This window comes from Xanthomonas sp. NCPPB 3442 (assembly GCF_056725145.1).
In genome coordinates this window covers 4,679,927-4,696,064 of sequence record NZ_CM161514.1, presented here as the reverse complement: position 1 = coordinate 4,696,064, position 16,138 = coordinate 4,679,927, and the positions used below count along the sequence as shown (strand labels likewise).

14 protein-coding genes and 3 pseudogenes are annotated in these 16,138 nt (G+C 64.9%); 11 read left to right on the top strand and 6 right to left on the bottom strand.

Going from position 1 to position 16,138, the window contains the following annotated elements; genetic code table 11:
* Positions 1-86 precede the first annotated feature (86 nt).
* Positions 87-476 carry a DUF4124 domain-containing protein gene (locus AC1POX_RS20375; protein WP_136732978.1) on the top strand — a complete coding sequence of 130 codons (390 nt, stop codon included), beginning with the start codon at positions 87-89 and terminating at the stop codon, positions 474-476.
* 102 nt (positions 477-578) lie between these two features.
* Positions 579-1,681 (top strand): IS3 family transposase gene (locus AC1POX_RS20370; RefSeq protein WP_372356361.1). Its coding sequence is split into 2 segments (ribosomal slippage): positions 579-837 and positions 837-1,681, totalling 1,104 coding nucleotides; the frame shifts between segments, so codons are not numbered across the junction.
* Between the two features lie 13 nt (positions 1,682-1,694).
* Here the strand turns inward: AC1POX_RS20370 and AC1POX_RS20365 are convergent.
* The gene (locus tag AC1POX_RS20365) at positions 1,695-2,150 is read right to left on the bottom strand and encodes a hypothetical protein (protein WP_081216251.1); all 456 of its coding nucleotides are present in this window, start codon (positions 2,148-2,150) and stop codon (positions 1,695-1,697) included.
* A gap of 97 nt (positions 2,151-2,247) precedes the next feature.
* Positions 2,248-2,569: pseudogene (locus AC1POX_RS20360) on the bottom strand (low molecular weight protein tyrosine phosphatase family protein).
* Between AC1POX_RS20360 and AC1POX_RS20355 the strand changes: the two are divergent.
* Positions 2,563-2,837, top strand: a pseudogene (locus tag AC1POX_RS20355) (tyrosine-type recombinase/integrase); the annotation flags it as partial. The pseudogenes AC1POX_RS20360 and AC1POX_RS20355 overlap by 7 nt on opposite strands.
* Before the next feature lie 16 nt (positions 2,838-2,853).
* Here AC1POX_RS20355 and ilvD read toward each other — a convergent pair.
* Positions 2,854-4,692, bottom strand: a complete 1,839-nt coding sequence (ilvD, locus tag AC1POX_RS20350) for a dihydroxy-acid dehydratase (protein WP_372356540.1) — start codon at positions 4,690-4,692, stop codon at positions 2,854-2,856.
* 382 nt (positions 4,693-5,074) lie between these two features.
* Between ilvD and AC1POX_RS20345 the strand changes: the two genes are divergently transcribed.
* Together AC1POX_RS20345 and AC1POX_RS20340 are read left to right on the top strand one after the other, a co-directional pair.
* Positions 5,075-6,436: a glycoside hydrolase family 5 protein gene (locus AC1POX_RS20345; protein ID WP_372356539.1), complete on the top strand. Its 1,362-nt coding sequence runs from the start codon at positions 5,075-5,077 to the stop codon at positions 6,434-6,436.
* 126 nt (positions 6,437-6,562) lie between these two features.
* The gene (locus AC1POX_RS20340; RefSeq protein ID WP_029818374.1) at positions 6,563-6,751 is read left to right on the top strand and encodes a hypothetical protein; all 189 of its coding nucleotides are present in this window, start codon (positions 6,563-6,565) and stop codon (positions 6,749-6,751) included.
* Between the two features lie 56 nt (positions 6,752-6,807).
* On the opposite strand, the gene AC1POX_RS20335 is transcribed toward AC1POX_RS20340, so the two are convergent.
* Both AC1POX_RS20335 and AC1POX_RS20330 read right to left on the bottom strand, forming a co-directional pair.
* On the bottom strand, positions 6,808-7,353 hold the full coding sequence (locus AC1POX_RS20335) for a gamma carbonic anhydrase family protein (RefSeq protein ID WP_008577979.1): 546 nt from the start codon (positions 7,351-7,353) through the stop codon (positions 6,808-6,810).
* Positions 7,350-7,574: pseudogene (locus tag AC1POX_RS20330) on the bottom strand (hypothetical protein). The gene AC1POX_RS20335 and the pseudogene AC1POX_RS20330 overlap by 4 nt, the downstream one beginning before the upstream one ends.
* Positions 7,575-7,814: 240 nt before the next feature.
* Between AC1POX_RS20330 and AC1POX_RS20325 the strand changes: the two are divergent.
* The 6 genes from AC1POX_RS20325 (at position 7,815) to AC1POX_RS20300 (ending at position 14,893) form a co-directional block, all read left to right on the top strand.
* Complete coding sequence (locus AC1POX_RS20325; protein WP_372356538.1) at positions 7,815-9,125, top strand: MFS transporter; 1,311 nt, start codon at positions 7,815-7,817, stop codon at positions 9,123-9,125.
* A 148-nt stretch (positions 9,126-9,273) separates the two neighbouring features.
* Positions 9,274-10,521: a cyclic di-GMP phosphodiesterase gene (locus tag AC1POX_RS20320; protein WP_057682098.1), complete on the top strand. Its 1,248-nt coding sequence runs from the start codon at positions 9,274-9,276 to the stop codon at positions 10,519-10,521.
* Between the two features lie 367 nt (positions 10,522-10,888).
* Positions 10,889-11,419: a MarR family winged helix-turn-helix transcriptional regulator gene (locus AC1POX_RS20315; protein WP_014089096.1), complete on the top strand. Its 531-nt coding sequence runs from the start codon at positions 10,889-10,891 to the stop codon at positions 11,417-11,419.
* 167 nt (positions 11,420-11,586) lie between these two features.
* Positions 11,587-12,579: a SphA family protein gene (locus tag AC1POX_RS20310; protein WP_372357201.1), complete on the top strand. Its 993-nt coding sequence runs from the start codon at positions 11,587-11,589 to the stop codon at positions 12,577-12,579.
* Between the two features lie 33 nt (positions 12,580-12,612).
* On the top strand, positions 12,613-13,380 hold the full coding sequence (locus AC1POX_RS20305) for a coniferyl-alcohol dehydrogenase (protein ID WP_014089098.1): 768 nt from the start codon (positions 12,613-12,615) through the stop codon (positions 13,378-13,380).
* Between the two features lie 31 nt (positions 13,381-13,411).
* Positions 13,412-14,893 carry a benzaldehyde dehydrogenase gene (locus tag AC1POX_RS20300; protein ID WP_209242163.1) on the top strand — a complete coding sequence of 494 codons (1,482 nt, stop codon included), beginning with the start codon at positions 13,412-13,414 and terminating at the stop codon, positions 14,891-14,893.
* A 270-nt stretch (positions 14,894-15,163) separates the two neighbouring features.
* Here the strand turns inward: AC1POX_RS20300 and AC1POX_RS20295 are convergent, their stop codons facing one another.
* The gene (locus AC1POX_RS20295; protein ID WP_014089100.1) at positions 15,164-16,051 is read right to left on the bottom strand and encodes a helix-turn-helix domain-containing protein; all 888 of its coding nucleotides are present in this window, start codon (positions 16,049-16,051) and stop codon (positions 15,164-15,166) included.
* Positions 16,052-16,138 lie beyond the last annotated feature (87 nt).

The following is a 16,138-nucleotide window of genomic DNA, read 5'->3' as shown; positions in this document are numbered from 1 at the left end:
CTTCGTCACTGAAGAAGAGAACGCGTGCTCCAAGAGACAACCTTCGTTCTCCGCTATCGGTAAGCTATGCCGTTTGGGGGGCGTAAATGAAAATAAGTCTTGCGGTGGTGATGTGCGTGTTGTCGTTACCGGCAGCGGCGCAGTCGGCCTACAAGTGCAGCGATGCAAAGCTGGGGACCGTTTACCAGTCCACGCCGTGCGCCGACGGCGCCGAGCAGAAGCGTTGGAACAAGCAAGCCGGGCCGGCTCCGACCGCAACGGTTGCGGCGACGCAGGCTGGCCCGAACACGGCGTCTGCCACGGGCCAGGAGTCAAACCTGGGCTTACGCCTGATCAGCTACGAGCGCCAGCCGAGCCCGGAGGCGTGTATGCGCGCCACCCATGTGCGCGACAGCGCCCGCGCCGATACTACGATGCGTGGCGATCCGGATTTCATGCAGGCTCTTGAGCGAGCGGTCGTGCAGGCCTGTCGCTAGCAAGGGTGTTCAAGTCGCGCATCTGCAATCAAGGCGACGCCCCCCCGATTTTGAGTAGCACCTCAGTTTGGAGTCCAATTCCCTAACTCGAGGAGATTGGACGTGAAGAAGCGTTTTTCTGAAGAACAGATCATCGGCTTCCTGCGCGAAGCTGATGCCGGTGTGGCGATCAAGGACCTGTGCCGGCGGCATGGCTTCAGCGAGGCTTCCTATTATCTGTGGCGCAGCAAGTTCGGCGGGATGAGCGTGCCCGATGCCAAGCGGCTCAAGGACCTTGAGTCCGAGAACGCGCGGCTGAAGAAGTTGCTGGCCGAGCAGCTGTTCGAGAACGACCTGATCAAGGATGCACTGCGAAAAAAGTGGTGAGCGCACCGGCGCGTCGCATGCTGGTGCGCGAGTGGATCGGGCGTGGTGCCAGCGAGCGTCGTGCGTTGGCAGTGATCGGCATGAGCGCCAGTGCGCTGCGATATTGCCCGCGCGAAGATCGCAACGTCGAACTGCGCGAACGCATCTGTGCGTTGGCGCATCGCCATCGCCGTTATGGTGTGGGGATGATCTATCTCAAATTACGACAGGAAGGACGCATCGTGAACTACAAGCGTGTGGAGCGGTTGTACCGCGAGCAGCAGCTGCAGGTCCGGCGCCGCAAGCGCAAAAAGGTGCTGATAGGAGAGCGTCAGCCGCTGCTGCGGCCATCGCAGGCCAATCAGGTGTGGTCGATGGATTTCGTGTTCGACCGCAGCGCCGAAGGCCGAGTGATCAAGTGTCTGGTGATCGTGGACGATGCAACCCACGAAGCGATCGCCATCGAGGTGGAGCGCGCAATCTCGGGCCATGGCGTGACACGCGTGCTGGATCGGCTGGCGCACAGTCGCGGCTTGCCACAGGTGATCCGCACAGATAACGGCAAGGAGTTTTGCGGCAAAGCGATGGTGGCCTGGGCACATGCGCGTGGCGTGCAGTTACGGCTGATCCAGCCTGGCAAGCCAAACCAGAACGCCTACGTCGAATCGTTCAATGGCCGGCTGCGCGACGAATGCCTCAACGAGCACTGGTTCCCAACCCTGCTGCATGCGCGTACCGAGATCGAACGCTGGCGACGCGAATACAACGAGGAGCGACCCAAGAAGGCCATTGGCGGCATGACGCCATCTGCGTATGCCCAACAGCTGGCCAACACCGATATCATCAACTCCGGACTCTAAACCCGGCCGCTACTCAGAGCGGGGGGACGTCGGGCCCACGCCCCAAAAACTCGCAGTTCGCCGCAACGTACTTGCGGGACGCCACGGATTTCTGCAAATCCTTTTCGAGGATGTTCTCCGGCGTATACACATCCTTGAGGGCGTTCTCGAGTGCACCTTCGAATACCCGGCCTAGCGCGAAATCAGCGGTTGGGCCCTTTGCCAGCATGAGGAAGCCACTGGGCGAGATTGATTGGAGATCTGCTTCCTTCACGTGACCCGCCCGAGCTGCCTCAATGAATGCCTTTCCTTGTTCGTACCCGTAGCGGAACAGGCGTTCGTGTTCCGACGACTTTTCCAGCACGTCGGCGTACGCGGAACACTCAAAAGCAGACCAGGACGCGCGGCTCATGCGCACGTATTCCCCGGAGCTCTGGGCTGCCGCAACGGGAACGAATACCGCCGCAGCGAGAAGCAAGTAGCGACGCATACGATCAGCTCTCCTGTGGGCCCTAACACCTGAGTTAAGCCGCGCCGCGAAGCGGCGTCGGCTTGAACGAATAGTTAGGTTGCAGCCTACGCAGCACTCAGTACGACGGCAAATGCCTTGGCACCTTGGCCTTTAGCAAACGGACTAGCTCTGGATCCATGTACTCGTACTCGTCTGGGATCTCCAGACAGATGACCTTGGCCTTGGCGAGGCTCGGCTTGAACTTGGCCGACAACTTGGAGCGATGTGCCCGCCATGACGAAGACGAGGTCAGCCCATTGCAGGAGCTCAGGCGTCACCGGGTTCTCTGCATCGTTGTTGAGGCCTGCGGATGAGGTCTCGACGCCTGGCCAAGTGGCGAACACTTGCTCCGCTGTAGGACTGCGTAGGCGGTCCTGGCTACAGATGAGGGGGTGCAGTTCGCCGCCATCATGTGGATGAGAAGGGTTTGCAGCGTGCGGTGAAGGCGGCCTGTCGGCAGGCAGGGCTGGACAAGCCGGCCAGCTGCCACACGCTGCGGCATGCTTTTGCAACCCATCTGATCGAGCCGGGTACGACATCCGCACCGTGCAGGAGCTGCTGGGTCACAAGGACGTGGCGACCACCCAACTCTACACCCATATGCTGGGGCGAGGCGCGTCGGCGGTGCGCAGCCCGCTCGATCGTCAGCCGCTGGCTGGGAGATAAGCGCTGCTTGCGCGCCTCAGCCGTCCAGCATCGCCTTGTCGCGCACCGCGCCTTTGTCTGCGCTCGTAGCCAGCAGCGCATACGCCTTCAACGCGGTGGTGACCTTGCGTGGGCGCGCCTCCACCGGCTTCCAGCCCTTGGCGTCCTGCTCGGCACGACGCAGCGCAAGTTCCTCGTCGGAGATCAGCAGATTGATCGAACGATTGGGAATGTCGATCAGGATCCTGTCGCCGTCGCGCACCAGGCCAATCGCGCCGCCTGCGGCGGCTTCCGGCGATGCGTGGCCGATCGATAACCCCGAGGTGCCGCCGGAGAAGCGGCCGTCGGTGAGCAGGGCGCATTGTTTGCCCAGGCCCTTGGATTTGAGATAGCTGGTGGGGTAGAGCATTTCCTGCATGCCGGGGCCGCCCTTGGGGCCCTCGTAGCGGATGACCACCACATCGCCTGCGACCACCTCATCGGCAAGGATGCCCTTGACTGCCGCATCCTGGCTCTCGAACACGCGGGCCGTGCCTTCGAATACGTGGATGGATTCGTCCACGCCTGCAGTTTTCACCACGCAGCCGTCGCGGGCGATATTGCCGTACAGCACGGCCAGGCCGCCTTCCTGCGAGAACGCGTGTGCGACATCGCGGATGCAGCCGTCGCTGCGGTCGGTATCCAGGCTGTCCCAGCGCGTGGCCTGGCTGAAGGCGATCTGCGTGGGAATGCCGGCCGGGCCGGCTTTGTAGAACGTGTGTACTGTTTCATCGTCGGTCTGGGTGACATCCCATTGCGCGATGGCCTCGGCCAGCGTGCGTGCGTGCACGGTGGCGGCGTTGGTATGCAGCAGGCCACCACGTGCCAGCTCGCCGAGAATGGCCATGATGCCGCCGGCGCGATGCACGTCTTCGATGTGGTACTTGGGCGTATTCGGCGCGACCTTGCACAGCTGCGGCACGCGCTTGGACAGGCGGTCGATATCGTGCATGCCGAATGCAACCTCGCCCTCTTGTGCGGCAGCGAGCAGATGCAGGATGGTGTTGGTCGAGCCACCCATGGCGATATCCAGCGTCATCGCATTTTCGAAGGCTTCGAAGGTAGCGATGCCGCGCGGCAGGGCAGTGGGATCTTCGCCGCCGTACCAGCGGTGACACAGTTCCACCGCCACGCGTCCGGCGCGCAGGAACAGTTGTTCGCGGTCGGCGTGCGTGGCCACAACCGTGCCGTTGCCGGGCAGCGACAGGCCCAGCGCTTCGGTCAGGCAGTTCATCGAGTTGGCGGTGAACATGCCCGAGCACGAGCCGCAGGTGGGGCAGGCGCTGCGCTCGAACTCTGCCACCTTTTCGTCGGAGGCGGTGTCGTCGGCGGCGATCACCATCGCGTCGATCAGGTCGAGCTTGTGCTCGGCCAGCTTGGTCTTGCCGGCTTCCATCGGGCCGCCGGAAACGAACACGGTGGGGATGTTGAGCCGTAGCGCGGCCATCAACATGCCGGGGGTGATCTTGTCGCAATTGGAAATGCACACCAGCGCGTCGGCGCAATGCGCATTGACCATGTATTCGACCGAATCGGCGATGATCTCGCGGCTGGGCAACGAATACAGCATGCCGTCGTGGCCCATCGCGATGCCGTCATCCACGGCGATGGTGTCGAACTCCTTGGCCACGCCGCCGACGCGTTCGATCTCGCGCGCGACCAGCTGACCAAGATCCTTCAGATGCACATGCCCGGGCACGAACTGCGTGAACGAGTTGGCGATGGCGATGATGGGCTTGTGGAAGTCGCCATCGCGCATGCCGGTGGCACGCCACAGGGCGCGGGCGCCGGCCATGTTGCGGCCGTGGGTAGAGGTTTTGGAACGGTACTCGGGCATGGCGAATTCGACGGCTGATTGGCGAGCGGTGGCTGGCAATTAGAGCGCGTCGTGACTGTTGCTGCTGCAACCGTCGCCGCACGCGCAGGGTCCGCACGGTAGCACGCACGCCGACGTGCACCTGCAGTGCAGCGGCGGGCGCTGCCGGCATGCCGTGCAGTGACCGCACGTACACCATTGCCTTGCGAGGCTGCACGTGCGCGGCGCCTTTGCCTGTCATGTAATGCGATGTAAACGTATGCGTCCGGGCATGCAGTGGCAGGAGTGCGAACCGGCGCGCAGATCCGGGCGCTGGGGCGCGGCCACCATCGAACCGGACCGCTGCGGCCGAGGGGAGCTGCGCCGGCGAGGATCTTTCCAACGGCACCGCAGGAGGCGCCCCATGTCCGACCATCCCTCTCCACGCCGCGTACCAGCGGCATCATCTCACTCCACCACGCCACCGGTCGCCGGCGGCATCAGCCGCCGTCGCGTGCTGCAAGGCGCGGCCGGCGCTGCGGTCGTGGCCACCACCGGTTGGGCAGGCCATGCGGCCGCGCAAAGCGCCAGCCTGCCGTTCGCTGGCCTCAACCTGTCCGGTCTGGCCTCCAATAGCTATGTGGAGAACGCCGAGATCGGCACGCATTACCGCGCCATCACTGCCCAGCATGTGGCCGCGGCGGGGAGCTGCCCGCTCTTCCGTCTGCCGACCACTGCCGCGCGCTTCACGCGTGGACAGGGCGCGCCGTTGAACGAGAGCTACTGCAGGCAGGTGCAGGACGCGCTGGACAACATTGCTGCGCGCGGCAAGCGCGCCATCGTGGAGTTGCACGATTACATGCGGCTGCCGCAGCGGGTGGCGGCCAAAAGCGGTTATCGGCGCGATGCCAGCGGTGCAGTGGTCGATGCGCGTGGCAACCGTGTCGGCGACCTGGCGGCGGCCGGGTTGTGGGCCGACACCTACCCGCTGCGCAACTTCAATTACGTGGGCTATCTGGACAGTCGCGACCAACTGCTCAAGCTCTACGAATACCGGGTGATCGGCACGCCGGGGTGCACGCTCTACAACGACGCCGGCTTGCCGGATCTGTGGGCGCGTCTCGTCAACCGGTTCAAGCAGCACCCGGCGGTGTTCGGCTGGGGCGTCATGAACGAGCCGTACCAGGGCGCCGAGCGCAACGCCGATGGCAGCGTACTGTCGATGGCCGCACATTGGCAGAAGACCGCCACCGCCTGCTCCAAGGCCATCATCGACCGCGATCGAAACCATTTCGTGTTCGTGTGCGGCAACGGCTATGCCAGCGCCCGGCGCTGGCAGGACGATTCGATGGACCTGTTCGACATCCCGGACCCGTACGATCGTATCGTGTACGAGGCGCACAACTATCTCGACAACAACGGCAGCGGGGGCGGCAACTGGATTGGCCCCGGTGGGCGCAACGAGGTGATCCAGCCGGATACCGGCATCAACATGGTCAGCCCGTTTATCGAAGCGCTGCAGCAGGCCGGCAAGCGCGGTTACCTGGGCGAGCACGGCTATCCGGCAGGCAATCGCAGCGCGGAGATCGCCACCACGCGCATGCTGGCGCATCTGCAGGCCTACAACATTCCCAGCACGCAATGGTGCTTCGGCCCCGGGTGGCCGGACGACGACGTGCTGGGCATGAGCCGCGACGTGGGTGCGGACATCCAGGCCAAGGCCAATCTCGCCGCCGTACAGGCATTCTTCGACGTACGTCTGTCCAGCTACATTCCGCCCCGCTAGCCGGCAGCGCCGCCGCTGCCGGGAGGTGGCGGCGGTTTACACTGCGGCATGCACATGGACATCCCCTGCCGCGCTGGCTGCGCGGCCTGCTGTATCGCCCCATCCATCAGTTCGGCGATTCCCGGCATGCCGCACGGCAAGCCGGCGGGGGTGCCGTGCGTGCAACTGGACGGGCAGGGCCGCTGCCGCCTGTTCGGCCTGCCGACGCGGCCGGCGGTCTGCACCAGCCTGCGCCCGTCCCAGGACATGTGCGGTGAATCGCGCGCCCAGGCGCTGGCGATGTTGACGGCACTGGAGCACGCCACGCAGCCGTAGCCGCGCGCACCTGGTACCGTCGCGCCCGCGCCAGACAGGTGCGCCGGTGCTGCGGCTCAGCCGGCGGGTGAGGCGCCCAGGTACTGATCCTTGAGCCGCACGTAATGTTGCGCGGAGTAATGCAGGCTTTCGATTTCCTTGTCGCTGAGCGTGCGCGCCAGGCGTGCAGGATTGCCCAGCCACAACTCGGCTTCGCCCACCACCTTGCCCGGGCCCACCACTGCGCCGGCACCCACAAAGCCATACCGTTTGACCGTTGCGCCATCCAGCACGCAGGCGCCCATGCCGATCAGGCACAGGTCTTCGATGGTGCAGGCATGCAGGATGGTGCCGTGGCCGACGGTGACGTCCTCGCCGATCACGGTGGGGTAGCCGGCCTTGTTGAACGGGCTGTGGTGACTGACGTGGATGATGGTGCCGTCCTGCACGTTGGTGCGCGCGCCGATCTGCACATGATTGACGTCGCCGCGAATCACGGTGCCCGGCCAGACCGAGACGTCATCGCCCAGGCTCACCTCGCCGATGATGGTGCAGGCAGGATCCACGTAAACGCGGGCGCCCAGTTGCGGGGTGTGGTGCAAAAAGGAGCGAATCGGGGTCACGGCATCTCCGTCAGGTCAGCGTGCCGCCCACTGCGGACACGCTGCGGATGATACCTGCGCTGCGGTTGCCGCTGCGGCAGCGCACCGGGCTGCAGTCACCAACGCACGGATGCAATGTGTGCGAGGTGGCTGGCAGAGGTGGCCGGGTGGGCCGACGTGCAATGGAGTGTGTCGCGTCGCCAGAGATTCCAAAGCCGCGGGCAGCACGTCACGCGGTGCATCCGGAGACATCGCAGCGCTGGCCAAGTGTGTTGGCGCATTTCCGATAAGCGCACAGCGTTGCGGTCATCGGCCTTGAACCGGCAGTGCAATGGGCTAGCGTGTGCAGGCGGTCGCAAGCCACTGCGCATCGGCGATTGCACGCATCGCTGCACCGCGGTGTAGCCGGTCTCGCACACTGCGCCGTTCAACGGCCACTGCAGTGCCTTCGCCTCAACCCTCTCTCACCACAGGACATGCCAATGCCTCAGCACACTGCATCGTTTGGGCATTTCGTGCTGGAGCGCATGACGCCGTTTCAGTGGAGAGCCGTTGCGGTGTGCGTGTTGCTGACGATGCTCGACGGCTTCGACGTGATGGCGATGGCGTTCACCGCACCGCACGTGTCGGCAGACTGGCAGCTGTCGGGCAAGCTGCTGGGCATGCTGTTCAGCGCGGGCCTGATCGGCATGGCGCTTGGCGCACTGGGGTTGGCGCCGCTGGCCGACCGCATCGGCCGTCGCGCGCTGACGCTGGCATGTCTGGCCATCCTGACCGTCGGCATGGGCATGTCGGCAGTGGCCAGCACTGCGTGGCAGCTCGGGGCGCTGCGGCTGCTGACCGGTCTGGGTATCGGCGGTATGTTGGCCTGCGTTGCGGTCACGGCAGGGGAGTTTTCCAGCCCCCGTTGGCGCAACACTGCCATCGTGCTGCAGGTGACCGGCTACCCGGTCGGTGCCACGTTGGGTGGCATGATTGCCGAACTATTGATGCAGCAATGGTCGTGGCCCGCGGTGTTCGTACTCGGGGCGGTGGCATCGTTGCTGTGCGTGCCGTTGGTGCTTGCATTCCTGCCCGAGTCGCTGGAGTTCCTGATCATGCGCCGGCCACCCGATGCCGTCGCGCGCTTCAACGCCGTGCTGGCGCGGATGGGAATGCCGCCGCACGACGCATTGCCGCCGCTGCCGCCGCAATCTGCCACGCAGGCACAAGGCTATCGGGCCCTGTTTGACGCTGCCATGCGGCGGCACACGCTGCTGATCGCGCTTGGCTTTTTCTCGCTGATGTTTGCGTTCTACTTCGTGATCAGCTGGACGCCGAAGCTGCTGGTGACCGCCGGCGCGTCGGCCACGGACGGCGTCACGGGCGGGGTGCTGTTGAATCTTGGTGGCATCGGCGGCGGCTTGCTGTTCAGCGGGTTGGCATCGTGCGTGCGGCTCTCGCGCCTGACGATCGGGTCCCTGTTGCTGATGGGCCTGGCGATGCTGGCCTCCGGCCTGTGCAGTACGCAGTTGAGCTGGGCCTTCGCCGTCGCCTTGCTTACCGGGGCAGCGATGTTTGCTGCGGTGGGCGGCATGTACGCCATTGTCCCGATCGTCTTCAACGCTGCGGTGCGCTCGACTGCGCTGGGCTGGGCGATCGGGATGGGGCGCTTGGGTGCGATTTTGTCGCCGTTCTGCGCCGGGGTGTTGCTGGACGCCGGATGGTCACCGGCCATGTTGTATCTGGCCTGCAGCGTGCCGTTGCTGTTTGCCATCCTCGCCGTGCTGGCAATGCGGTTGCCCAACCGCTGAGCGGCCCGCCCACAGCCGCGTCCGGCATCACATCCGGGCCGTTCTCGACCTGGCCGCGGGCCAAAGAAATCGTGCCATGTGCCGATAACACCGCAGACCGCCAAGTCGTGGCGAACTTTTCCTGGACATTGTGCAGACCAGCGCCGGCATGCTCAGAACCATCGACTCAGATCAACTCCGCCCCGGCATGTACGTCTACAAGCTGCTGGGCGCGTGGGTGCACCATCCGTTCTGGAAGACGTCGTTTCTGGTCGATTCCGACGATGTGGAGAAGATCCATGACAGCCGCATCGAGCAGTTGGTGATCGATACCGCGCGCGGGCTGGATGTGGAGGCGCCCGCGCCCCCTGGCGTGTCCGCCGAACCAGCCGCGCCGCCGAGCCCGGCGCCTGCTGCGCCCGAACCGCCGGAGCCTGCCGCCGCGCCGCGTAGCGTGCGCACCAACAGCGTGACCGCCCAGGTCGGCATCGAAGCGGAGGTGGTACGCGCACGCCGCATCTTCGAAGACGGCCGCGACATGGTCGAGGCGATGTTCCGCGATGTGCGGCTGGGGCGCACCGTCGACACAGAAGCGGCCATGCCGCTGGTGGAAGCCATCAACGACTCGGTGCTGCGGCATCCGCAGGCCTTGATCAGCGTGGCGCGGCTCAAGACCGCCGACGACTACACCTATCTGCATTCGATGGCCGTGGCCGGGCTGATGAGCGGTTTGGCGCGCCAGCTCGGCCTGCCCGAATCGCAGGTGGTGGAAGCAGCGATGGGCGGCCTGCTGCACGACATGGGCAAGGCGGTGACACCGTTGGAAATTCTCAACAAGCCCGGCCGGCTCACCAACGACGAAATGGAGATCATGCGCCAGCATCCGCTGGATGGCCATCGGCTGCTGGTGGCCGGCGGCGTGCAGAACGCGGTGGTGCTGGAAATCGCGCTGCATCACCACGAAAAGATGGATGGCAGCGGCTATCCGAATCAATTGGTGGGCGAGAATATTTCGTTGATGTCGCGCATGGGTGCGGTCTGCGATGTCTACGACGCCATCAGCTCGGACCGCCCTTACAAACGCGGTTGGGATCCGGCCGAATCGCTCAAGCAAATGGCGTCCTGGAAGGGCCATTTCGACCCGGTGGTGTTCCAGGCTTTCGTGCGCCGGCTGGGGATTTATCCGGTCGGCTCGCTGGTGCGGCTGGAGTCGCAAAAACTTGCGGTGGTGATCGAACAGACGCCCGATGCGCTGCTCAAGCCCAAGGTGCGCGTGTTCTATTCGGCCAAGTTGCGCAGCCACGTGTTGGTGCAGGACATCGACCTGTCGCGTCCGGACTGCCATGACCGCATTGCGCAGATGGAAAGCCCTGCCGAATGGGGCTTCCGCGATCTGGAAAAGCTCTGGCTGCCCTAGACGGGCTATACAGGCGTTGAATCGGCAGCCGCCGCGGCAATGCGCGCGGTGCGTCATGCGCGCCGATCACCGCGACACTCCTTGCACAGAAGCGCCACCCCGCTAGCGAACGCGACCATGCTGCGCTGCAGCTTGGCAATGTAGTTATGATCAATAACTATTCCGGAACGCAATCACTTGCCGGCCGGAACCATGTCTCAGCCTTGCCCGGATCACCGTCGCCCCCCGTCAGCCGCAGCGCTGGCCCGCCGCTGCAGGCTGCGTGCGTGGCGGGGCGTCGGGGCTGACGCACCCGCGGCGTGCCTGTCCACATCGGCAGGCCCGGTGGCGTCTACAATGCGGTGCACGCCGTGGATCGGCGTTGCGGATGCGGCGCATTGCGCGTACCGGTCCGCCCGCTGCCCCCGTCGCGAGAACCGCCATGCCCGTCACCGCTCTTGCTGCACCCTTGCCCGATGCCGTCACCACGGTGGATCAGGCGCGGCTGCTGCGGTTGCTGGGGTATCGCATCACCCGCACCGAGTTGATGGTGCGGCGGATGTTCCAGGAGTGCGTGGCCGCCTTCGACCTCAAGCCGGTCGACTTCTCGCTGCTGATGCTGGTGGATGGCAACCCTGGCATCAACCAGCGCCAGATCGGCGATGTGCTGCACGTGTCGCCGCCGAATCTGGCGATCGTGGTGGCCAGGCTGGTCAAGCGTCGCCTGCTGCGGCAGGTGCGTGGGCGGCAGGACCGGCGCATGCAGCACCTCTCGCTGACCGCGGCCGGTGCCGCGCTCCTGGCCGCCGCCGAGGCCGAAGTGCTGCGCATGGAACAGCAACTCAGTGCCGTGCTCGGTTCCAGCGAAGCACCGTTGTTGCGCGCCCTGGACCGTCTGGACCGTCTGGACACGCCGTAACCCGCCTCGGTCGGCGGCCTGCCGCCCGGCAGCCATTCCCAACGAACGTTTCCACGGCACGTGCTGTGCGTCGCGCGGGGCGCGCGCTTGCCTGCCGTCGCTGATGTGACACGCACCGCTGTTGCTTCCCAACGCTGGAGATATCTGCAGTGATTCGATCATCGGTGATGCGTGGTGCGGGTGTGGCAGCAGGCTGGCGGCTGCGCGCGTTGCTCGGCCTGGCGGCATGCCTGGCAGCGGGTGCGGCGCCTGCGCAAAATGCGCCACAGAGCGCGGCGCTGACCAATGGCATCAATACCGGGGGCACCAGTTTCCTGGATGGCTTTACCAGCACCACGCCCGGCTTGGCGGTGGTCACCTATCTGCGGCACAACGCGCTGGATGCCATCAAGGACGCACGTGGCAACGATATCCCGGTGTTCGACAACCCGCGGATCGATTCCACCGTGTTGCTGACCCAGTTCGCCTACGTCACGCCCTATCACGTATTCGGCGGCGCGCTCGGCATCACTGCGCTGGTGCCGCTGGTCAATCTGGATGCCTCCTTCGGCCGCAACAGCATTGCCACGCTGCGTGACAATGGCGCTGGCGTGGGTGATGTGACGTTCGGGCCGTATCTGCAAATGCCACCTTTGATACGCAACGGGCGACCGGTGTTCTCGCAGCGGTTCGAATTCGACGCCGTGGCACCGATTGGCAAGTACGACGGCAATCGCGATCTCAACCAGAGTTCCGGTTACTGGTCGCTCATTCCAAGCTACGCATTCACGGTACTGCCCACGCCCAATTGGGAACTTAGCGCACGCATCAACTACATCTATAACTTTCGCAGCGAGCGCCGTCCGAACTTGCAACCAGGCTTCGACTTCCGCAATGGTCAGGCAGGCGATGCGGGATGGATCAATTTCGCCACCTCCTGGGAAGTGGCACCGAAGCTGCGGCTGGGCATCAATGCGTATTACCTGACCCAGTTCCGCGACAACCGCACCAACGACCAGCGCGTGCCGGACAGCCGTCAACGCGCGTTCTATGCAGGGCCGGGTGGCGTGTGGCGCTTTGATGCAAACAACATCCTGTTCGCCAACGTCTATCTACCGGTGGAGGTACGCAATGCCGCGTCCGGCAACAATGTCAATTTCGAGTATGTCCATGTGTTCTAGCGCCGGCACGGCTGGCTCCTTTGGAGGATGGCGATGAATTTGCAGAACAAGACGATCGTGGTGACCGGCGTGGCGTCGGGCATTGGCGCGGAGGTCGCACGGCTGGCGCGGTTTCATGGTGCCAAGGTGATCGGGGTCGATCGCACGCCCGTGCAGATGACCCTGCACGGCTTTCACCAGGCCGATCTCGGCGACCCGGCATCCATCGATGCCCTGGTGAAGGCGTTGCCGGACCACATCGATGCCCTGGCGAACATTGCCGGCGTGCCGGGCACCGCGCCGCTGGATGTGGTGGCGCGGGTGAACTATCTGGGCTTGCGCCATCTGACCCAGGGGTTGCTGCCACGCATCGTGCCGGGCGGTTCCATCATCAATGTCGCCTCGATCCTGGGCGCCGAATGGCCGCAGCGTCTGGACCTGCACAAGCAGCTGGCGGCAACCGACAGCTTCGAAAGCGGCCGCGCGTGGCTGGCGGCGCATCCGGTGGCGCACGACACCTGCTACCAATACTTCAAAGAGGCCTTGATCGTGTGGACCTTGCTGCAATCGCGGCCCTGGTTCGCCGACCACGGCGTGCGCGTGAACAACGTCTCTCCGGGCCCGGTGTTCACCCCGATCCTGGGCGATTTTGCTGCCATGCTCGGCGAGGAACGCGTCAAGGCAGACGCCAAGCGCATGACCCGCCCGGCCTATGCCGATGAAGTGGCCGAGGGCATCGTGTTTCTGGCATCCGACGCAGCCCGCTGGATCAACGGCATCACCCTGCCGATCGATGGCGGGCTGGCTTCCACCACGCTGTAATCCCCACACGTTTTTAGCAGGAGGCTAGACCATGAATGCCCTTACCAGCGCAACCGCCGCTGCGACCGAGACGCCCGCGTGGCATGGCTGCATCTTCAATGGCGACTGGGTGCCCGGTCGCGGTGGCAGCGTGCCCATCCATGAGCCGGCAACCGGCGCCTTGCTGCATGAAGTGGGCAAGGCCGACCTGGCCGATGTCGCCGCTGCCATCGCACAGGCCAAGCAGGCGCAGCGTGCCTGGGCCGCGACACCGCCGCGCGAACGCGCAGCCGTCTTTCATCGTGCTGCGCAGGCGATGCAGGCACGCAGTGCCGAAGCCACGTTGCTGATTGCGCGCGAAACCGGCGGCATCCTGCCCAAGGCCCAGCGCGAGGTGGACGAATCGGTGGTGTTCTACCAGCAGGCTGCCGCAATGCCGTTGCAGGCCAGCGGCCAGATGTTGCCGACCGCATCCGGCCAACTCAGCCTTGCGCGCCGCCTGCCATTGGGCGTGATCGGGGTGATTTCGCCGTTCAATTTCCCATTGATTCTGTCGCTGCGCTCGGTGGCGCCGGCGCTGGCGATGGGCAATGCGGTCATTCTCAAACCCGACCCGCGCACGCCCTACACCGGTGGCGTGATCATCGCGCAGGTGCTCGAAGAAGCCGGCCTGCCCAAGGGCCTGCTGCACGTGTTGCATGGCGATGCGCAGATTGGCCAGGCGCTGGTGGAATCGCCGGATGTCCCGATGATTGCGTTCACCGGCTCCACGGCCGCCGGCCGCCGCATCGGCGAAATTGCCGGCCGCCATCTGAAGAAAGTCTCGCTGGAACTGGGTGGCAACAACGCAGTGATCGTGCTCGACGACGCGGATCTGGACAAGGCTGCCTCGGCGGTCGCGTTCGGCGCCTACATGCACCAGGGCCAGATCTGCATGGCGACCGGGCGTGTGCTGGTGCACCGCAGCGTGGCGCAGGCACTGACCCAACGGCTGGCCGAAAAAGCGCGCCATTTGCCGGTAGGCGACCCGGTCAGCGGCACCGTGGCATTGGGCCCGATTATCGATCAACGCCAGCTGCAGCGCGTCGTCGACATCGTCAACGATAGCGTTGCAGCCGGCGCGGTCGTGGAGGCCGGCGCCACCCATGAAGGCCTGTTCTATGCGCCGACCGTATTGTCCAACGTGCGTCCTGGCATGCGCGCGTTCGACGAAGAAGTGTTCGGCCCGGTGATCAACATCACCGTGTTCGACACCGACGACGACGCTGCCGAGTTGGCCAACCAGGGCGAGTACGGGCTGGCGGCCGGCATCCTGTCGGCATCGGTCTCGCGCGCGCTGGCCCTGGGCGAGAAGTTGCACACCGGCCTGCTGCATATCAACGACCAGACGGTGGCCGACGAAGTCGTCAATCCATTCGGCGGCACCGGTGCGTCGGGCAACGGCACCAGCGTCGGCGGCCCCGCCGATTGGGAGCAGTACACGCACTGGCAATGGCTGACGATCAAGAGCGAAGTGCCGCAGTATCCGTTCTGATGGCAATGGCTTGGGGATGGGGCGGCTGGCTCGGCCTCTCCATCGCTGTATGGATGGCGGTCACGTGCCCGGCCATTGCCTTGGATTTTTTGGTGCGGCGTTGCATCAGTTCTGGATGCAGGCAAAGGCTTCACTGGTCGAGCGCGCGGTGCCCTCGCCACGTGCAGCGTGTCCTGCGATGGTGGGCGGGCAAGGACCCTGCAGCTGGTCTGCAGATCGTTCTCCCTGCTACGCGCGCAGCGAGTGAGTGAGTCGTTCTGCTGGTCGCTCCTACTGACCGGCCCGAAAGCGCGTCGGCGAGCAACCGGCGTGCCGTGCGAAGTAGCGACTGAAATAGGCGGCGTCGAAAAATCCAAGGCTGGCGGCAATCTGTTGCACGCTCAGGCTGGTGTAACGCAGGGTGCGGCGTGCTTCCAGCATGATCCTGCGCTGCAACAACTGCAGTGCGGAGGCGCCAGCCAGGCGCTGGCACAGCGCGTTGAGGTGACCGGGCGTCAACCCGAGTTGATCGGCGTAGCGGGAAATCGGCCAGTGGGCGCGGTAGTGCTGGTCGATCAAGCCTTGATAGGCGCGCAGATGGCGCAGTGCCGGGTCTGCCTGCGGGCTGATCGCTGCGGCATGCCGGGCCCGCTCCAGTGCCGTACGCGCCATCCAGATGACCAGCTGCGCCGCTGCGGCCTGCGCTGCGAGGTCATCGCCGATCGACCGGCGTGCGTGGTCCTGCGCAATGCTGCCAAACAACACATCCAGCCATTTGCGCGCATGCTGGGCGTGCACAACGGCTGGCGCGGCCATGACCTGTTGCAGTAACGGCGCAGCGTTCAGCGCCGTCCTGACCAGCGGCATGCACATGGTGATGACGTGGCCACGCACTGCCGGGTCGAAGGCAAAGCCATGCACGCAGAGCGGCGGAAGCCACACCACGCTGGCACCGCGCAGGCGTTGGGTGCGCCCATCCAGCTGCAGGGTGGCCGGTCCGCGCTGCACATAGACCAGTTGCGCCAAATCCTCGTGTCGGTGCGGCACGATCTGCCAGTCGTGCAGCCGGCTGCGTGCGGCAATCGATTCCCAATGCAGCAATTCGGCGGCATCGGCGTGTTGCTCGCCGTACAAGCCGAAGGCAGGGACTGCGGCAGTGTCGGGCACGGATGTGGCCATCGTCGAAAAGTCCAAGGACTGCACGCAATCATCCCTTCAACGCAGCGCTTTGGCTACCGACACTGCACGCATCGCCATCCAGGCCAG

Bases quoted from the DNA above. Each gene is read 5' to 3' on its own strand.
- AC1POX_RS20375 (WP_136732978.1), top strand. From the start codon at position 87: ATGAAAATAAGTCTTGCGGTGGTGATGTGCGTGTTGTCGTTACCGGCA.
- AC1POX_RS20365 (WP_081216251.1), bottom strand. From the start codon at position 2,150: ATGCGTCGCTACTTGCTTCTCGCTGCGGCGGTATTCGTTCCCGTTGCG.
- ilvD (WP_372356540.1), bottom strand. From the start codon at position 4,692: ATGCCCGAGTACCGTTCCAAAACCTCTACCCACGGCCGCAACATGGCC.
- AC1POX_RS20345 (WP_372356539.1), top strand. From the start codon at position 5,075: ATGTCCGACCATCCCTCTCCACGCCGCGTACCAGCGGCATCATCTCAC.
- AC1POX_RS20340 (WP_029818374.1), top strand. From the start codon at position 6,563: ATGCCGCACGGCAAGCCGGCGGGGGTGCCGTGCGTGCAACTGGACGGG.
- AC1POX_RS20325 (WP_372356538.1), top strand. From the start codon at position 7,815: ATGCCTCAGCACACTGCATCGTTTGGGCATTTCGTGCTGGAGCGCATG.
- AC1POX_RS20320 (WP_057682098.1), top strand. From the start codon at position 9,274: ATGCTCAGAACCATCGACTCAGATCAACTCCGCCCCGGCATGTACGTC.
- AC1POX_RS20315 (WP_014089096.1), top strand. From the start codon at position 10,889: ATGCGGCGCATTGCGCGTACCGGTCCGCCCGCTGCCCCCGTCGCGAGA.
- AC1POX_RS20310 (WP_372357201.1), top strand. From the start codon at position 11,587: ATGCGTGGTGCGGGTGTGGCAGCAGGCTGGCGGCTGCGCGCGTTGCTC.
- AC1POX_RS20305 (WP_014089098.1), top strand. From the start codon at position 12,613: ATGAATTTGCAGAACAAGACGATCGTGGTGACCGGCGTGGCGTCGGGC.
- AC1POX_RS20300 (WP_209242163.1), top strand. From the start codon at position 13,412: ATGAATGCCCTTACCAGCGCAACCGCCGCTGCGACCGAGACGCCCGCG.
- AC1POX_RS20295 (WP_014089100.1), bottom strand. From the start codon at position 16,051: ATGGCCACATCCGTGCCCGACACTGCCGCAGTCCCTGCCTTCGGCTTG.